Source organism: Agrobacterium burrii (genome assembly GCF_017313405.1).
Classification (GTDB): Bacteria; Pseudomonadota; Alphaproteobacteria; order Rhizobiales; family Rhizobiaceae; genus Agrobacterium; species Agrobacterium burrii.
Genome location: NZ_JAFLNA010000012.1, coordinates 169,564 through 188,544, shown reverse-complemented (window position 1 = coordinate 188,544; position 18,981 = coordinate 169,564). Strand labels below are relative to the sequence as shown.

Sequence of the window (18,981 nt, the reverse complement as noted above, 5' to 3'; positions counted from 1 at the left end):
AATGCCGGGTGGGGAAGAGAACGGAAAGTTGTCGGATGAACAAGGCCATCACAGTCATTGTCTGGTTGCTTGTGTCGCTTTGCGTTCTGGCCATCGTCACGATGCCCGTCAGCCTGCAGACGCATCTGGTCGCCACCGCGATCTCGCTCGTTCTTCTGGCGACCATCAAAGGATTTAACGGGCAGGGGGCCTGGCGTCTGGTGGCCCTGGGTTTCGGCACGGCCATCGTTCTGCGTTACGTCTACTGGCGCACCACCAGCACGCTGCCGCCCATCAACCAGCTCGAAAACTTCATTCCCGGCTTTCTGCTTTATCTGGCGGAAATGTACAGCGTCGTCATGCTGGGCCTCAGCCTCGTCATCGTCTCCATGCCGCTGCCGTCGCGCAAGACGCGGCCCGGCTCGCCGGACTATCGGCCGACCGTCGATGTCTTCGTGCCGAGCTATAATGAGGATGCGGAGCTTCTGGCCAACACGCTGGCAGCGGCCAAGAACATGGATTATCCGGCCGACCGGTTCACGGTCTGGTTGCTGGATGATGGCGGCTCGGTGCAGAAGCGTAATGCCAGCAACATCGTCGAGGCGCAGGCGGCGCAGCGCCGCCACGAAGAGCTGAAGAAGCTTTGCGAGGATCTCGACGTGCGTTACCTGACGCGCGAGCGCAACGTCCACGCCAAGGCCGGCAATCTCAATAACGGTCTTGCCCATTCGACCGGCGAACTCGTCACGGTGTTTGACGCCGACCATGCGCCTGCCCGCGATTTCCTTCTGGAAACTGTCGGTTATTTCGAGGAAGATCCCCGGCTCTTTCTGGTGCAGACGCCGCATTTCTTCGTCAATCCCGATCCCATCGAGCGCAACCTGCGCACCTTCGAGACGATGCCGAGCGAAAACGAGATGTTTTACGGCATCATCCAGCGCGGTCTCGACAAGTGGAACGGGGCATTTTTCTGCGGTTCCGCCGCCGTGCTGCGGCGCGAGGCGCTGCAGGATTCCGATGGCTTCAGCGGCGTCAGCATCACCGAGGATTGCGAAACGGCGCTGGCGCTGCATTCGCGCGGCTGGAACAGCATTTATGTAGACAAGCCGCTGATCGCCGGTCTGCAACCGGCCACCTTCGCGAGCTTCATCGGCCAGCGCAGCCGCTGGGCGCAGGGCATGATGCAAATCCTGATCTTTCGCCAGCCTTTGTTCAAGCGCGGCCTCTCCTTCACGCAGCGCCTTTGTTACATGTCTTCGACGCTGTTCTGGCTTTTCCCGTTCCCGCGCACGATCTTCCTGTTCGCGCCGTTGTTCTACCTGTTCTTCGATCTTCAGATTTTCGTGGCCTCGGGCGGGGAGTTCCTCGCCTATACCGCCGCCTATATGCTCGTGAACCTGATGATGCAGAACTATCTCTATGGCAGCTTCCGCTGGCCGTGGATTTCCGAACTCTACGAATATGTGCAGACGGTTCACTTGCTGCCCGCCGTCGTTTCGGTGATCTTCAATCCCGGCAAACCGACCTTCAAGGTGACGGCGAAAGACGAATCCATTGCCGAGGCGCGGCTTTCCGAGATCAGCCGTCCGTTCTTCGTCATCTTCGCGCTTTTGCTGGTGGCGATGGCTTTTGCCATCTGGCGCATTTATAGCGAGCCTTACAAGGCCGATGTGACGCTCGTCGTCGGCGGCTGGAACCTGCTCAACCTCATTTTCGCAGGCTGCGCACTCGGTGTCGTCTCCGAGCGCGGCGACAAGTCGGCATCGCGGCGCATCACCGTCAAGCGGCGCTGCGAGGTGAAGCTCGAGGGCAGCGATGCATGGCTGCCGGCCTCCATCGATAACGTCTCGGTGCATGGCCTGCTGATCAATCTGTTCGATGGCGCAACCGCTGTTGCCAAGGACACGACGGCGATCGTCCGGGTCAAGCCGCATAGCGAAGGCGTGCCGGACACCATGCCCGTCAACGTGGTCCGGACGGTTCGCGGCGAAGGGTTGGTTTCCATCGGCTGCACCTTCTCGCCGCAGCGCGCCATTGATCACCGCCTGATTGCCGACCTGATCTTCGCCAATTCCGAACAATGGAGCGAGTTCCAGCGCGTGCGCCGCAAGAACCCCGGACTCATCCGCGGCACGGCGATCTTTCTGGCCATATCGCTGTTTCAGACGCAGCGCGGGCTCTTTTATCTGGCCAAGGCGCTGCGACCTGCCGCCAAAAGCGTCAAACCTGCCGGAGCTGTAAAATGACCGGCGGCAGAAAGATCAGGGGTTCGTTTATAGCATTGATGTGGAGCGCCGCCGCAACCGGTGCGATGGCGCAGTCCTCACCCTTCGATATGTCGCCGGAAAGGCCCGCGCAGACTGCGCCTGCGCCGGTGCCGCCGCCCGTTGTCGTTCCTCCCGCTGCGCCCAGCCAGCCGTCGCCGGTCCAGCCTCCGGCGATACCACCGGCGCAGCCGCCCTTTGTGGTTCAGCCGGCGCCAATGCCGCAACCGCCGCAGCGGACCGCCGTTCCACCTGCATCGGTTCCGCCCGTTCCCGTTCCTCCGCGTCAGGAGGGAGCAAGACCAGCCACGGCGCAGGCCCCCTTATCGGCTGCTGATAGCCGCCGACGTTATATATTGCCCTATGAGAAGCTCAGCCTTTCCGGCGAGATGGCCCGGCGGCAATGGGGTATCTATCTGACGCCGGAGCAGGCCAATGCCGCCGTTTCGCTTAATATCGGTTATCAGAACGCCATTGTGGTCGCGCCTGAAAGCTCGAATTTTCAGGTCAGCCTGAACAATGTTCCACTGGATGTGGCGCGCATTGAAGCGCCTGACGGTGAGGGCAATGTCTCCCTGAAAATACCTCCCGGCGTGTTGCAGGTCGGCTCAAACGTCGTAACGCTCGGCGTGCAGCAGCGGCACAGGACGGATTGCACGATCCAGTCCACCTACGATCTGTGGACTGACATCAACCCGGCGAATACCTACATCGGCTTCAACGCCGATGTTGCCGGCGCTTTCGCCAATATAGACGACATTCAGGCGACTGGACCGGACGGCAAGGCCGCGACTTCGATTGAGATCGTCGCGCCGTCGCTCGGTAATCCGGCATTTGCGGATTCACTCCTGCGCCTTTCGCAGGCGCTGGCGCTCAGAACCCAGATGCCCAACCAGACGATCCGCTTCGTGACGGCCCCTTCCTCCGAGCGCAAGCCCGGAACACTGACGGTTCTGGCAGGCACCGCCCGTGAGATTGCGGGTATAGCCGGGGCGTTGCCGCCGGAAGCATCGGCGGGCGCCTTTGCCGGTTTTGGCAGCGTCGCGCCAGGCGGCTTCTCGCCGCTTTTCGTCAGCGGCCCCACTCCGCAGGCGGTGCAGGCGGCCATAGAGACGCTGTTTTCGTCAATATCGCGTGCGCCCGGCGCCCAGCGAACGGCTTTTTCGACCCGCAGCTGGCATGCGCCGGATGTTCCGCTCATCACCTCGGACCGCCGTATCGCGCTTTCCGAACTCGGTCTCGAAAGCAGCGAATTTAGCGGACGCCGTTTCCGCAACGAGTTTTATATCGGCATGCCCGCCGATTTTTATGCCTCGGCCTATGGCGAGGCATCGCTGCTGCTCGACGCGGCTTATTCCTCGCAGGTCTTGCCCGGCAGCCATATCGACATCTACGTCAATGACGAGATCGCTTCGACGGTGCCGATCTCCAACAATGGCGGCGGTATTTTCCGGCATCTACCCATCAACGTCACGATGCGCCATCTGAAGCCGGGACCGAACAAGATAACGATCGAGGCGGTGTTGATGACGGCGCAGGATCAAGCCTGCGCGCCGGGTGCGCCGGCCAGCACGACCCCGCGTTTTGCCCTGTTCGACACCACCGAAATCCATATTCCGGATTATGCCCGGATCGGTCGCAAGCCGGATCTCGCGGCGATGGCCGGGGCTGGCCAGCCCTACAGGGCTGCCGGAAGCCCGGTTGCGCTCTCGCTGGACCGGTTTGATACCGACACCATGTCGGCGGCGGCAACCCTCGTCAGCCGGCTTGCGAGTGTTGCCGGACATCCGATAAACGTCGAAACCGTCGCCTCGCCGCTGGTGATCGGTGATCGGGATGCGCTGTTTGTGGGAACGATTTCGCAATTCCCGCAGGCGCTGATCAGCCAGTTCAATCTCGTTCCCTCCAGCCAGATATCCTGGAAAGTCGGAACCGGTGTTCAGCCGCCCGCGCAGAGCAGCGAAACCCTGTTCAACGACTGGCGGGAGAGGGTGGATGGCGGCGTCTGGGAGGGGCAGGTCTCGTCCTTCGAGGATTGGATGAAGCGGAATTTCGATCTGAGTTCGGAGACGCTACGCTTCCTGCCGGCGGCCGAGCAACCGTATGCCCCGCCCGCCAATGTCTCCTTCATGCTGGCGCAGGGGCTTAGCCCTTCCGGCGAAGGCGTCTGGACGCTTGCCACCGCGCCGACGTCGGCCGAACTTCTCGACGGCATGTCGGCGATAACGCGCGAGAACCGCTGGGGCGACGTCACCGGACGGGTTGCCGCTTACGATGCGACTGCGGAAAAGGTCGAAACAGTCGAGGTGGAGCGGCCGTATTTTTATATCACCGGAGCGTTTTCGCTCTCCAACTGGAGACTGATCGCTGCCAACTGGCTGTCCTCCAATGTGCTTTCCTATTCGCTGGCATTCATCGGCTTCGTCTCGCTTCTGGGTTTCGCCACCTTCGTGATGCTGCGCCTGATGGGACGACATCGATGACGGGCGGGATTTCGAAACTTGCCCGCATTATCTGCCTGTCCGTGATGGCATTGATCGCCGGCATCTCCGCCGGCCACGCCGCATCGGTGTCACCGGAAGCGTGGTCTGCGTATAAAGACGCCTTTCTCGATCCCGGCGGGCGCATCATCGATACCGGCAACGGCAATATCAGCCACAGCGAAGGGCAGGGTTACGGCATGTGGCTTGCCGTGCTCTCCGACAACCTTGCCGATTTCGAACTGATCTGGAGCTTCACCCGCACGGAGCTGCTGGTGCGTGACGACGGGCTTTCCGCCTGGAAATGGGATCCGCGCACCCGGCCGCACGTCACTGACATCAATAACGCGACCGATGGCGATATCCTGATCGCCTATGCGCTGGCGCTCGCCGCCGGCCAGTGGAACCGGCAGGATTATGCCGAAGCGTCCGCAGCCATCGCAAACGCCATCCTCAAAAAAACAGTGGTGCAGCGTGGTGGTAGAACGCTGCTTTTGCCGGCTGGCAGCGGGTTTGGTGAAAATGACAGGGCCGATGGGCCGGTGGTCAATCCATCCTATCTGATTTTCGAAGCCTTTCCGGTGCTCGACCTGGTTGCGCCATCACCACTCTGGAAGGCGCTTGCCGATGACGGCGTGGCGCAGGTCGGCGCATTCGCCTTCAGCGACAGAAAATTGCCGGCCGACTGGGTATCGGTGAAAACGAAGCCGCAGCCGGCGGCGGGTTTTCCTGCGGAATTCGGTTATAATGCGGTGCGCATACCGCTTTACCTCTCAAGGGCAAAAATGGGGGTACCGGAACTGCTGGCGCGGCTGAAAGATGGCATGGCGCTGGAAAGCGGTGCGGCCGGAACCTTCGATCTGAAGAGCGGAGCGGTCAAGGACGTGCTGTCGGATCCCGGTTATCGGATCATTCCGGCACTGGCGGCCTGCGTTGCCGGTGGTCCGGCCATTCCCGCCGAACTTAAAAGCTTCCAGCCAACACTTTATTATCCTTCCACATTGCATCTTCTGGCATTGTCGTTTCTGGCGAGGAATAACGGGGAATGCCGATGAACAAGCCACTGTCGACCTCGGCTCTCATCCTGCTTCTGATTGCGCTTGCCGCCTTCCACTGGCGCGACAGCATTCTTGGACGAGTGTCTGATGTGCACACCTCGGCGGTGGGCGACAACCGCGCGGTGCCGCGTATGTCTCCGACAGCGGCCAATCCGGCGCAGATCAACGCCTTCGTCAAAAATCGCGAGATGGCGCAGGTGACGCCGCCTGTCACGGTGCCGGCCGCAACGCCGCCGGTAACGGTGCCGGCGATGGACCGCCCGTCGCAGGCCGGCTGGCAATCACCACAGCCGCAAATGGCGCAGGCTCCCACTCCCCGCGCGGCTGAGCCGGCTGCGGCCAATATGCCCGAGGTCGATCTCAGCGCGCTGCGTTATTTCGCTGCGAGGGGCGATACCCAGCGCCTTCAGGCCGAGATTGCCCGGCTACGCACGCTTTATCCGAACTGGACGCCACCGGCCGATCCGCTCGCCATTCCAGAAAATGGCGATCCCAAACTCGATGCCATGTGGCAGCTTTATACCGATGGACGTTACGCCGAAGTGCGAAAGGCGATTGCCGACCGCCAGCAGGCGGAACCCGGCTGGCAGCCGCCCGACAATCTGACCGGTATGCTTACCCTTGCCGAAGCGCGCCAACGGCTCGTCAATGCGTCGGATCTTAAGCAATATGCGACGGTGGTTGATGCGGCGGCAAACAACCCCGGTCTGCTGACCTGCAGCGAAGTCGATGTTTTGTGGCGGGTGGCGGATGCCTTCGCCAATACCGACCGCATGGGGCGGGCGCGGGACGCCTATCTCTACATTCTCAACAATTGCACGATGCCAAGCGACAGGCTTGCCACGGTGCAGAAGGCGTCGGCGCTTTTGCCGGCGGAGATGATGAGCGAGCTGCTGGCCAAGGAAAAACCCGGCGCCGATGGCCAACTGGAATTCGAACCGGTCAAGAACGATCTCGCCCGCCAGTTCGTGGCGAAGGCGGGGGAGAAGGAGGGCATTTCCGTTCCTTCCGCTTACCTGATGCGGCTTGAAAGACTTGCCGAAACTGACAAGCTGGCCAGCGACGCCCTGCTGCTCGGCTGGTACAATATTCGCCAGAAGAACATGGCGGAGGCGGAAAAATGGTTCCGCAAGGCGCGGGAAGAAGAAGACAGCGCTTCTGCTTCGCAAGGCTTGGCGCTGGCCTTGATCGACCGCAACGAGCCGCGTGAGGCCGAGGACGTCATGTATAAATGGCGCACCTCCTCCGATGACGCGCTCGCCACCTATCTTGCCGCAACGGCCAATCTTCTGGCGCTTGAACCGCCTGTCGTGCTGCCGCCGGATGTGCTGCAACGCATCGCTGCCGAAACGGTGGCGCGCAAGGATGCGGCGACGGCGCAGCAATTCGGCTGGTATTCGCTCGCCTTCCGGCAGACGCCGCTTGCCTTGCAATGGTTCAGTACCGCGCTTGGCTGGAAACCGGATGACGAGCCTTCGGCCTATGGTGTAGCGCTCAGCTATCATGACCTGCGCAATCTGGCCGGTCTGCGCGGCATCCAGCAGCAATGGGCAAGCCGCTCGCAGCGCATTGCCGATGTGGGAACCGCACGCATGGTGGATCAGTCCGGGCAACCGCTGGCGCCGGTAACCGCACCGCCTGTTGCCGCAGTCTCTCCGACGACAGCACCGGCACCCTATGCGCCGCAGGCGGAGACAGCGGTGGTGTACAGTCAACCAACCGTTCAGCAATCGGCTCCGGAGCCTTCGCGCAAGCAGGCACGCCGCCCGACGCAAGCGCAACGGGAAGCCAGCGCCGCATCGCGCCCCCGTTCCTGCGCAGCCTATCCAGATCCGCAGCGACTGCCGCCGCAGCAGGCGCTCGATCTTGGCTGGTGCCTGATGGAGACCAACCGGCCGGCGGAGGCCCTGAAAGCCTTCGAATCCGCCATTGAAGGTGGCCAGTCGACGGTAAAAAGCGATGCGGCCTATGGCCAGAGCCTTGCCTATCTGCGCATGGGGCTGACGGACCATGCGGCCGTTTCGGCGACGAAATCGGGCATGGATCGCCCGCGCGCGACCGAGTTGCAGGTCTCGATCCTGGCGGACAGAGCGGTTTCCGCCTTCCAGTCGAAACGCTATGCGGAAACGCTGCTGCTGCTCGATCAGCGTTCACGGCTTGCTGATGAGCGCGCCGATCTGATGGTGCTGCGCGGTTATTCCTATCTTGCCATGCGCCGTTACGGTGACGCCGCGCAGATTTTCGAAAGCCTGACGTCGATCGGCAATAAGGACGGCATCCGCGGACTGGCCGCGGTGCGCGCCGCCCGGCCGAGCAACGGTCCGCAAGGGGGCTAAGTTACGGCGGCCAGAGAATGGCCGCTTCTATCCCGCATCCGTCAAGTTGCGGATGATGCGCATGAAGATGCCAGCGCCGATGCCGATCAACGCGTCCGGAAAATCATAGTCGGGATTGTGCAGGTTGGGGTAGTCCTTGCCCGCGCCCAAAAAGAACATGGCCGATGACGAGACGGCACGGAAGCGGCCGAAATCTTCGGAAGCGCGCATGGGCAGCCCTTCCGAATTGTGGGAAATTTTCTCCTCGTCCAGCGACCGCAGGATGTGATCGACTGCGTCAGGCGCATTTTCGCAATGCAGGAAGATATCGTCGTAAGTGATATCGAGCGCCAGTTTCTGTTCGTCCGCCAGCTTTTTCGCGAGCGCTTCCGCAGCCGTGCAGAGCTTTTCCATCCGGTCGTCGGTGAGCGTGCGGAGCGTCGCCCAGACTTCCGCGTCGGCCGGGGAAATGCCGAAGGCCGCTTCGCCCATCACCGCATGGGTGATCGTCACCATCGAAAAATCGGGTTCTGGCGGAAAGCCGGAGCCAAGATCGGTCAAGGCCGGCATCAACTGCGATATCGCCCGCATCGGCGAAACGCCGTGTTCCGGCGAAGAAGCATGCGCCGTCTTGCCGGAAAGGCGAATCTTGATGCCGCGGGAGGCGCAATTGACCGGGCCTTCCACCACGCTGACATGGCCGAATGGCAGGCCGGGAAGATTATGCAGCGAGAAGGCGTAATCCGGCGCTATCTCCTCAAAGCGCGGATCGGCGATGACGGCGGCGGCACCCGAGCCGGTTTCTTCCGCCGGCTGATAAAGGAGGATGACACTGCCGGTTTGCGGTCGGTTGCGGGAAAGGCCAAGCGCCAGCGCCGTCAGAATGGTCGAGTGGCCGTCATGGCCGCAAAGATGGCCCTTGCCGTCGGTGCCGGAACGGTGTTCGGCCTCGCTTTTTTCGTGAATGGGCAGGGCATCGAGTTCGGACCGGATCAGGATCGCCGGGCCGCTTTTGCCGCTGTCATAGACCGCTGCGACGCCATGGCCACCCAGATCGGCAAGAAGCTTGTCAGGTTTTGCCTGTTCGAGGAAAACGCGGATGCGTCGGGCTGTTTCCTTTTCTTCGCCGGAGATTTCCGGATGGCGGTGCAGATCATGGCGAAGCTCGACGAGGTCTAGCATGTCCTTATTGGTCAGAAACATAAAAATCCCTGCAGGTTGCGGCCGGTTTTTCCTGCCGCAACTTACAGATCATTGCCTTCAATGCAAAACCTTTGGCGGGTGCCAGCGCTTGCCCGTTGCCTTGGTTTTGGTGGCAAGCGTGATGACATCGGCAGGCAAAGCGACCTTTGGTTTGGCCAGTTCCAGCCGTGCAAGGGCCACGCGCGCTTTCTCGGCATATTCCAGATGCGCGGCGTCGTCCGAATGATAGTGCTGCAGCCTGTCGAGAATTTCTGCCCCTTCCACCGCCCTTTCGGCGGCGATGAGGGCGACGGCGCATTTATAAAGCGCCTCGCGGTGGAAGGGCGCGCGATTGGTCACCTGCCGGAAGGCCTCGGATGCCTCGTGATAGTGTTGTTGCGCCAGCCGCGCCTCACCGATGCGCATCCAGAGCAGAACCGGGTCCTGACCGCTGGCGAGAAGCGCCAGAAAGGCGATTTCCGCCTCCCGGAACTCACCCCGGTCGAAAGACAGGGTGGCGAGACCGAATTGCGCGCCGGAATGGTCGGGTGCTGCCGCCAGCACCTGGGCAAAGGCGATGTTGGCGGCCGGTTTCTTGCCGGTCTTGTAAAATTTGAGACCCTGCTCATAGACGAAGCGGACGCTGCGCGGGTTGAGCGTGCCGCCGAGATTTTCGCCCGAGCGGGTGCGGAACAGCGTGCAGCTGAGTTTCTGCTCCTCTGGTCCGAAGAAATACTTATACGGCTCGTTGCCGCGCAGGAAGTCATAGGTTTTTAAACCCTGCTCGATGGCCCGGCGGATGCAGTGCCCGTGCAGCACGAGGCCGGGCGAGGGGGTCTTCCAGTTTTCGTCGCGGCCGGTGATGTAGAAAAGCACCGACTTTTTTTGACGGTCGATGATGTTGGCCAGTGCTCCGAGCGGCTGGTCGCCAAACCACAGGACAGGCACTTCCAGATCGCCACGGATATAGACATCCATCAGCATCTGCCGCGTCGCGCCGATAAGCAGTTCCGTGCGCTCCTTGCCCTTGTAGGGCGCCCAGCGAATGCGCCAGAAGTCGAACAGGATATCCATGTCCCGCTTGATCGTTTCCCGCGTTGCAAAGGTGATGCGATATTCGTCGCCGCCCTCCACCTTCCGCATGAAACGTCGCAGCTTCTGACGCGTCTGGCTGCTCATATGGCTGTCGAGATAGCCATCGAAAGTGTCGGGCAGGGTGACCACCGGGCAGATGCAATTGTTGATGTTATAGGGGTTGGTCGGCATGTTGTCGCGGAACATGACGAGCGGCCCCTGCAGCGCACGGACCATCGCACTGTGCCGTTCCGGCGGGCCGGAGAGGTAGTCGAGCTTCAGTTCGGTCCAGTTCTGCTGGCGAATGAAGGAGCAGAAACCGGCGACGGCGTGATTTTCATAGTCCGGCAGGGTGATGAAGCCGGTGTAATCGGCGGCCGCATTGCCGGCCATGACGATGCTGTCGTGGAAGCGGCCGGTTTTCTTGTCCGGCTCGGTGACGAGGCGCAGCGGGAAAAACGCCACATAGGGTGAGCCTTCCGGGCGTTCACGCAGAGCCAGAATGAACCAGCGCTTGCGGCGTGGCATATAGTCCCTGAGCCAGCCCCAGGAGAGGAAATGCCGGGCATGGGGATCGGCCATGAACACCGCGTCCCAGTTTTGCCGGATCGCCTCGAAGCCGGCGTCGGTGTCGATGATGTCGATACGCATTCTTGCCCCCTCCCAATACAGATCACACATTCGGGAGGTTTCATTTTATGGGCAAACGGCCGGCTTCAAATATTCCCTTCGGGTGAAAGGCGCCCATCAAATGGGATTAGCCCGTGGCGCGTTTCCCGCCGGTACGCCGCGACAAAAAAGCCCTTGTCCACCTGTTGTAACTCTCTAACATGCGAGTTGAATGTTCGATCGGCTCAACGGTCCGCATGGCACGGGAGTTCTCATATGGCAGTTCCTTTTATGCTTCTGACCGGCGCCAGCCGTGGAATAGGACATGCCACCGTCAAGCTGTTTCAGGAGAAGGGCTGGAGGATTCTCACCGTATCGCGGCAACCTTTCTCAGAGGAATGCCGCTGGCCTTCGGCGCGGGAGAGCCATATCCAGGCGGATCTTGAGGATTTGTCCAGCATCGAAGATCTTGCGGCTGAGGTGCGCTCGCGCCTGCCGGAAGGAAAGCTCGCCGCCCTTGTCAACAATGCCGGTATCTCGCCGAAGGGCGAAGACGGCAGCCGTCTCGGTGTCGCCGACACCACGGCTGACATCTGGACACGGGTGCTCAACGTCAACCTCGTCTCCACGGCGCTGCTCGCCCGCGCGCTGTTGCCGGAACTGGAGGCGGCGAAAGGCTGCATCGTCAACGTCACCTCCATAGTCGGCTCGCGGGTGCATCCTTTTGCCGGCGTGGCCTATGCCACATCGAAGGCAGCACTGGCGGCGCTGACGCGGGAACTGGCGCATGAATTCGGTCCGCGCGGCGTGCGCGCCAACGCCATAGCGCCGGGTGAGATCAACACTGCCATCCTCTCCCCCGGAACCGCAGAACTGGTTGAAGCCCAGGTGCCGCTCGGCCGGCTTGGCACCACGGCGGAGGTGGCGCAGACCATCCATTTCCTCTGCTCGGACCAGTCGAGCTACATCAACGGCGCGGAAATTCACATCAATGGCGGCCAGCACGTCTGACGCCTCAGCCCATCCAACCAACGGAGCCTTTACCGATGACCATCCTGCCGAATTCCGTCGAGGCACGCGATATCGCCTATCAGATGCACCCGAACGTCAACCTGCGCAAATTCGAAAAGACCGGCGGTCTGGTGATCGAAAGCGGTGATGGCATCTATGTCACCGACAGCAGCGGCAAGCGTTACATCGAGGCGATGGCGGGGCTGTGGTCGGTGGCGCTCGGTTTTGGTGAACAGCGGCTGGTGGATGCTGCGACGAAGCAGATGCAGAAGCTGCCCTATTACCACACCTTTTCCTACAAGACGCATGGCCCGTCCGTCGATCTTGCCGAGCTGCTGATCGAGCTTTCACCGGTGCCGATGTCGAAGGTGCATTTCACCTCTTCCGGCTCCGAGGCGAATGATCTTGCTGCGAAGATGGTTTGGTATCGCTCGAACGCGCTGGGCAACAAGGACAAGAAAAAGATCATCGGTCGCATCAAGGGGTATCACGGCGTCACGATCGCATCCGCCTCGATCACCGGCCTGCCGCGCAACCATGAAAGCTTCGATCTGCCGCTGGACCGCATGCTGCACACGGCCTGCCCCTCCTATGTGCATTTCGGAAAGGATGGAGAAAGCGAGACGGATTTCACCGCGCGTATCCTGAAGGAGCTGGAAGACCTGATCCTTCGCGAAGGGCCGGAAACGGTCGCCGCCTTTTGGGGCGAACCGGTGATGGGCGCCGGCGGTGTTCTGCTGCCGCCGGAAGGCTATTGGGAGGGCGTGCAGGCGATCCTGAAGAAATACGACATTCTGCTTGTCGTGGACGAGGTGATCTGCGGTTTTGGCCGCACCGGCAAGATGTTTGCCTGCGAGACCTATGGCATCAAGCCGGATGTGCTGGTCGTTTCCAAGCAGATTTCGTCGTCCTACATGCCGCTTTCAGCGATCATCATGAATGACAGTTTCTACCAGCCGGTTGCCGATGAGTCCGACCGGATCGGCTCCTTCGGCCATGGCTACACCGCCTCCGGTCACCCGGTCGCGACGGCGGTGGGGCTGGAAAATCTGAAGATCATCCAGGAGCGCGATCTGGTCGGCAATGTCGCCCGGCTGGAAGGCAGGTTCCTCGATCATCTGAAGGCGCTTGCCGATCACCCGCTCATTCATTCCTCACGCGGCGTCGGTCTTCTCGGCGCACTGGAAGTGAAGCCATGGGAGGGCCTCAAGCCCGGCGATACGACGCTTGCCATTGCCGCCGCCATCGAGGAAGAGGGCGTCATCACCCGCCCGATCGGCGAATCCATCTGCTTCTGCCCGCCGCTGATCATCACCGCCGAGCAGCTGGATGAGCTGTTTGCCGGCGTGAAACGCGGTCTCGACAAGGTCGCGGCTACACGCGGTTGAAGGTTTTATAGTTAGCGTCGGCCGGTTTATCCGGCCGGCCTCATCTTATCCCCTGTAAGCCACAAGTACGGCGCCGCAGGCGATCAGGACCACGCCGAGCCAATTGGGCAACGACAGCCTTTCCCCCCAGAAACAGCACCGCAAAGACGGCGACGAAGACGACGCTGAGTTTGTCGATGGGCGCGACGCGGGCGGCATCGCCGATTTTCAGCGCTCGGAAATAACATATCCACGATGCGCCAGTCGCCAGACCCGAAAGCACGAGGAACAGCCAGGTGCGCCCCGAGACGGTGGAGGGCTGCTGCCAGTTGCCGGTGACATAAACCATCAGGCCCGCGGCGGCGAGAATGACGATGGTGCGGATGAAGGTGGCAAAATCGGAATTGACGTTTTCGATGCCGACTTTCGCAAAAATCGCGGTCAATGCCGCGAAAGCCACCGATAACAGCGCCCAGAATTGCCAGGCCAGAAACAGGTTCTTCATGTGGGGCCTACTCCGTTCTTCGCATTCGCTCTGTCTGGCTTTACAGCATCGGCTTTGCGATAAGAACCGTTTTCGCAGATGTGCTTGAACCAAGAAAGCCGGCGCATCGAGCGAATGCGCCGGCTTTCATGTGAGAGCCTGTCCGGACGGAGCCGGGACAGGCCGGACCTTGGGAGGTCGTATTATTCGGCGGGCTGAACCGAAGCCGGCAGCGAATCCACATCGGCGATGCCGGAGATTTCTTCCTGGCCGCTCAGCACGCGGGCAAGCTGTTCCTCATCCAGTTCGCCTTCCCAGCGGGCGACGACGATGGTGGCGACCGCGTTGCCGACGAAGTTGGTGAGCGCGCGGCATTCCGACATGAAGCGGTCGATGCCGAGGATCAGCGCCATGCCGGCGACAGGAACCGAAGGCACGACCGAGAGCGTGGCTGCGAGCGTGATGAAGCCTGCGCCGGTGATGCCGGCCGCACCCTTGGAGGAGAGCATGGCGACGAGCAGCAGCAGGATCTGTTCACCGAAGGAGAGGTGGATGCCCGTCGCTTGTGCGATGAAGAGAGCGGCCAGCGTCATGTAGATGTTGGTGCCGTCAAGGTTGAAGGAGTAACCGGTCGGGATGACGAGGCCGACGACGGAGCGCTTGCAGCCTGCCTTTTCCATCTTGCTCATCAGGCCCGGCAGCGCGGCTTCCGAAGACGAGGTGCCGAGAACGAGCAGCAGTTCTTCCTTAATGTAACGGATAAGCGCGACGATGGAGAAGCCGTTATAGCGGCAGACGGCGCCGAGAACCACGAACACGAACAAGGCTGACGTGATATAGAAAGTGCCGATCAGCATGGCGAGGTTGGTGACGGACGAAATGCCGTATTTGCCAATGGTGAACGCCATGGCACCGAAAGCGCCGATCGGTGCGGCCTTCATCAGGATCGCGACCAGCTTGAAGATCGGATACATCATGGCATGCATGAAATCGGTGACGGGCTTGCCCTTTTCGCCGACGATGCCGAGCGCGATGCCGAACAGCACGGAGAAGAACAGCACCTGCAGAATGTCACCGCTGGCAAATGCACCGACGATGGTGGTCGGGATGATGTTCATCAGGAAGCCGGTGATGGTCTGCTCATGGGCCTTGTCGGCGTAGGTCGCGACGGCCTTGGCATCCAGCGTGGAAGGATCGATGTTCATGCCCGCGCCCGGCTGTATGGTATTGGCGACGATGAGGCCGACAACGAGCGCGAGGGTGGAGAACACCAGGAAGTAGATCATGGCCTTGCCGGCCACGCGTCCAACCTTCTTCATGTCGTTCATGCCGGCGATGCCGGTTGCGACGGTGAGGAAGATGACGGGAGCGATGATCATCTTGACGAGGCGGATGAAGCCATCGCCGAGCGGCTTCAGCTGCTCACCGAAGGTCGGGTAAAAATGGCCAAGCGCGATACCGGCGATGATGGCGACCAGAACCTGGAAATACAGGTGTTTGTAAAATGGCTGCTTGGCGTGGCCTGCGGCCACGGCTGTGCTATCGATCATGTTTTTTCCTCCTCGGCCTCACCCTGCCTTTATTGGCCTCCCGGGATCGCCGTGACGTTGACGGCTTCGCGCCGATTGCGGAGTCATGTGCAATACGCATGCCAGACTTGTTTATTTGTCGTAACTGACTGATTTAAAGAGTACTTTTTATTGACGCTTCGCCGGCTCACGCGCATTTGTGCGGAATTCCGGACAATTCTCTTGCGGTCTGTGCGGAAATCCGCACAATTAACGCATGACCTATCAGGATCAGGCACCTCATTCTCAGGCGAAACGTCGAGCACAATGGCTGGCGCTGGCCGGCCTGTGGCTGCTCGTCAGTCTTGGCGCCCTGCTGGTGGCCGATGAATTCGCCCGTCATCAGGCAATGCGAACGGCGGGTTTCGAGGCTTCCACCGATGCCGAACTGAAGATTGCGTTGCTGAATGTCGCGCTGGAGCGGCCGCGCGCCATCCCGCTGGTTCTGTCAGGTGATCCCGATCTTGCCACCGCGCTGGATGGCGGGGACGCCGTTGCCGTCGACCGGCTGAACCGCAAGCTGGAGGGGCTGATCGAAGGCACGCAGTCGTCGGTGATCTATGTGACCGGGCCGACCGGTCTGACCATCGCCTCCAGCAACTGGCGACAGGACGACAGCTTCGTCGGCTCCAACTATGCGTTCCGCGAATATTTTCAGGCGGCGATGAAGACCGGCATGTCCGAACATTATGCGCTCGGCAATGTCAGCCGCCGGCCGGGTCTTTATATTTCCCGCCGCATCGATGCCGCCGACGGAAGGCCGCTCGGCGTTGTCATCGCCAAGGTGGAATTTAATCGTCTGGAATCGGATTGGAACATTGGCGGCAAGCCGGTTTATGTGGTCGACAGAAACGGCGTCGTGTTGATGACGAGCGTGCCGGAATGGCGCTTCAAGACCGTTGCACCCATTGACGAGGCGCGGCGAAAGGTCATTTCCGAAAGCCTGCAATTCGGCAATGAGACGCTGGCGATATTGCCGTTCCGGCCGGCCCGCTCATCAGGCGATGATGTTCCGCTGATCCATGTCGATGAGCCGGTGCGGGAGCGCGGCGATTATCTGCGGCTGGAAACGCCGGTGCCGACGACCACATGGACCCTGCATTACTTGCAACCCGTAGCACCGGCGCTGAACGCCGCAATCCGCGAGGGCCGGGTGGTGGCGCTGGCGACGCTGATGCCGCTGATGGGTCTTTCGGCCCTGTGGCTGTGGCGTCGGCACAAGACGCTCAAGGAAAAGGAAGAGGAGCAGCGCGCCCGCGCTGAGCTGGAAACAAAGGTGCAGGAGCGGACCCGCGACCTGACGAAGACCCGCGACCATCTGCAGGCGGAAATCGCCCTGCATGAAAAGACGACGGGCGAGTTGCGCAATGTGCAGCATGAACTGGTGCAGGCCAACCGCCTTTCGATTCTCGGCCAGGTGGCGGCGGGTGTGGCGCATGAAATCAACCAGCCGGTGGCGACGATCCGCGCCTTTGCCGACAATGCCCGCACCCTGCTGAAACGCGACCGCCTGCCGGAGGCCGCCGAAAATCTCGAAAACATCGCCGCGCTGACCGAACGCATCGGCACCATTACCGGCGACCTGAAGATTTTGGCTCGCAAGGGCCGCACCGCCGCCGAGCCGGTGAGCCTCAAACTGGTCATCGAAGGCGCGGTCATGCTGTTGCGCAGCCGTTTTTCCGGGCAGATGGACGCGCTGGATATCGCATTGCCGGATCAGGATTTGAAGGTGCTGGGCAGCCGCATCCGGCTGGAGCAGATCCTCATCAACCTTCTGCAAAACGCGCTGGAAGCCACGGAAGAGATTGGCGCTGCCCGCGTGGAAGTCCGTGTGCGCGAAGAGGGCGACATGGTCGTGCTTTCGGTCAGCGACAATGGCGGGGGCATTCCCGAGGCCATCCGCGCCCAGCTGTTTTCGCCCTTCAACACCTCAAAGGAAAGCGGCCTCGGTCTCGGCCTCGTCATCTCCAACGATATTGCTTCCGATTATGGCGGGCGTATCGCGGTAACGAGCAGCGGGGCGGGCACGGCTTTTTCCGTATATCTGAAGCGAGCATGACATGACGGTGGATGGAACCATATTCCTGGTGGACGATGATTCACAGCTGCGCAAGGCGATGGTGCAGACGCTGGAACTCGACGGATTGTCGGTCACCTCCTTTTCCCGCGCCGAGCAGGCGCTTGCGGCGCTGAACGAGGATTTTGACGGCATCATCATCACGGATGTGCGCATGCCGGGCATGACGGGGCTGGAATTCTTCGACCATGTCCGCAAGATCGATGCCGATCTGCCGGTTATCCTCATCACCGGCCATGGCGATGTGCCGATGGCGGTCGATGCGCTTCATAACGGAGCCTATGATTTTATTGCCAAGCCCTTTCCGGCCGAGCGCATGGTGGAAAGTGCCCGCCGGGCGCTGGAAAAACGCCGTCTCGTACTGGAAAACCGTGCACTTCGCCGCGCTGCCGGGCAGGTGGAAGACGATCTGCCGCTGATCGGACAGACGCCGGCCATGGAGCGGCTGCGCACTACGCTCAGGCACATTGCCGATACGGATGTGGATGTGCTGGTGGCGGGCGAGACGGGCAGCGGCAAGGAAGTGGTGGCGACGGCACTGCATCGCTGGAGCAAGAAGCGCTCGCGGGGAAATTTCGTGGCGCTGAATTGCGGTGCGCTGCCGGAAACGGTAATCGAAAGCGAGCTTTTCGGCCATGAGCCGGGCGCTTTTACCGGCGCGCAGAAGAAACGTGTCGGCCGCATCGAACATTCGAGCGGCGGCACGCTGTTTCTGGACGAGATCGAAAGCATGCCGCTTGCCGTGCAGGTGAAGATGCTGCGCGTGCTGGAAATGCGCGAGGTCTCGCCGCTGGGTTCAAACGACGAGCGGCCGGTCGATATCCGCGTGGTGGCGGCGGCCAAGGTCGATCTCGGCGATCCGGCCGAACGTGGCACGTTTCGTGAAGACCTCTATTACCGGCTGAACGTGGTGACGCTGTCGATCCCGCCGCTACGGGAACGCAAGGCGGATATTCCGCTGCTGTTTTCCCACTTCGTCACCAAGGCTGCCAACCGCTTCAACATGGCCGTGCCGCAGATCAGCGCCGGCATTTCCCGCCGCCTTCAGGAGCATGACTGGCCGGGCAATGTGCGTGAACTTGGGCATTTCGCCGAAAGAGTGGTTTTGGGGTTGGAAACCGACGCGGCCGTTGCACCTGTTGCGCAGGCTGCCATTCCCGCATCCGGCACTCTGCCCGAGCGCATGGATACGATCGAGGCGCGGATCATTCGCGAAACGCTGGAGCAGTCGAATGGTGATGTGGCGGAGACCATCGCGACGCTCGGCATTGCCCGCAAGACGTTTTATGACAAGCTGCAACGCCACGGTATCAACCGGGCGGATTATGTGAAGAACTGAGGGGGCGTGAAAGAGCCGCAACGCTTTTGACGGCTTTCCCACACTCGGTGTCATCCTCGCCCTTGAGGCGAGGATCCATCGGCGTTCGAAAGTGTTGATCCTCGCCTCAAGGGCGAGGATGACGGAGGAGGCATTGGCGCGCATCGCCAGTATGACGCTCAGCTACTCTGCTAT

Annotated in this window: 11 protein-coding genes and 1 pseudogene; 8 read left to right on the top strand and 4 right to left on the bottom strand. The window is 61.2% G+C overall.

Annotated features, from left to right (window positions below):
• Positions 1 to 35 precede the first annotated feature (35 nt).
• Genes bcsA through JZX89_RS21250 form a run of 4 tightly spaced genes read left to right on the top strand, consistent with a single transcriptional unit; the run spans position 36 to position 8,117 of the window.
• Positions 36 to 2,225, top strand: coding sequence for a UDP-forming cellulose synthase catalytic subunit (bcsA, locus tag JZX89_RS21265; protein ID WP_207135296.1), 2,190 nt, complete (start codon positions 36 to 38; stop codon positions 2,223 to 2,225).
• Entirely contained in the window at positions 2,222 to 4,726 is a 2,505-nt protein-coding gene (locus JZX89_RS21260) for a cellulose biosynthesis cyclic di-GMP-binding regulatory protein BcsB (protein WP_207135295.1), read from the top strand. Before bcsA ends, JZX89_RS21260 begins: the two co-directional genes overlap by 4 nt.
• A complete protein-coding gene (locus tag JZX89_RS21255; RefSeq protein WP_207135294.1) occupies positions 4,723 to 5,778 on the top strand; it encodes a family 8 glycosyl hydrolase in 1,056 nt (351 codons plus the stop codon). The genes JZX89_RS21260 and JZX89_RS21255 overlap by 4 nt, the downstream gene beginning before the upstream one ends.
• Positions 5,769 to 8,117 carry a cellulose synthase gene (locus JZX89_RS21250; RefSeq protein WP_207135293.1) on the top strand — a complete coding sequence of 783 codons (2,349 nt, stop codon included), beginning with the start codon at positions 5,769 to 5,771 and terminating at the stop codon, positions 8,115 to 8,117. Before JZX89_RS21255 ends, JZX89_RS21250 begins: the two co-directional genes overlap by 10 nt.
• A gap of 27 nt (positions 8,118 to 8,144) precedes the next feature.
• Here JZX89_RS21250 and JZX89_RS21245 read toward each other — a convergent pair whose 3' ends face one another.
• Positions 8,145 to 9,299 (bottom strand): amidohydrolase, encoded by a 1,155-nt coding sequence (locus JZX89_RS21245; RefSeq protein ID WP_207135292.1) that lies wholly within the window; start codon positions 9,297 to 9,299, stop codon positions 8,145 to 8,147.
• Positions 9,300 to 9,356: 57 nt separating this feature from the next.
• A complete protein-coding gene (locus JZX89_RS21240; protein ID WP_207135291.1) occupies positions 9,357 to 11,003 on the bottom strand; it encodes a GNAT family N-acetyltransferase in 1,647 nt (548 codons plus the stop codon).
• A 234-nt stretch (positions 11,004 to 11,237) separates the two neighbouring features.
• Here JZX89_RS21240 and JZX89_RS21235 point away from each other — a divergent pair, with 234 nt between their 5' ends.
• Both JZX89_RS21235 and JZX89_RS21230 read left to right on the top strand, forming a co-directional pair.
• On the top strand, positions 11,238 to 11,972 hold the full coding sequence (locus JZX89_RS21235; protein ID WP_188356014.1) for an SDR family NAD(P)-dependent oxidoreductase: 735 nt from the start codon (positions 11,238 to 11,240) through the stop codon (positions 11,970 to 11,972).
• Between the two features lie 35 nt (positions 11,973 to 12,007).
• Positions 12,008 to 13,360, top strand: coding sequence for an aspartate aminotransferase family protein (locus JZX89_RS21230; protein WP_207135290.1), 1,353 nt, complete (start codon positions 12,008 to 12,010; stop codon positions 13,358 to 13,360).
• Positions 13,361 to 13,405: 45 nt separating this feature from the next.
• Here JZX89_RS21230 and JZX89_RS21225 read toward each other — a convergent pair.
• Positions 13,406 to 13,844: pseudogene (locus JZX89_RS21225) on the bottom strand (EamA family transporter).
• Between the two features lie 182 nt (positions 13,845 to 14,026).
• Positions 14,027 to 15,373 (bottom strand): dicarboxylate/amino acid:cation symporter, encoded by a 1,347-nt coding sequence (locus JZX89_RS21220; protein ID WP_174374781.1) that lies wholly within the window; start codon positions 15,371 to 15,373, stop codon positions 14,027 to 14,029.
• Between the two features lie 235 nt (positions 15,374 to 15,608).
• Between JZX89_RS21220 and JZX89_RS21215 the strand changes: the two genes are divergently transcribed.
• Entirely contained in the window at positions 15,609 to 17,450 is a 1,842-nt protein-coding gene (locus JZX89_RS21215) for a sensor histidine kinase (protein ID WP_207135289.1), read from the top strand.
• 1 nt (position 17,451) lies between these two features.
• Positions 17,452 to 18,807 (top strand): sigma-54-dependent transcriptional regulator, encoded by a 1,356-nt coding sequence (locus JZX89_RS21210; RefSeq protein ID WP_207135288.1) that lies wholly within the window; start codon positions 17,452 to 17,454, stop codon positions 18,805 to 18,807.
• Positions 18,808 to 18,981: the final 174 nt, after the last annotated feature.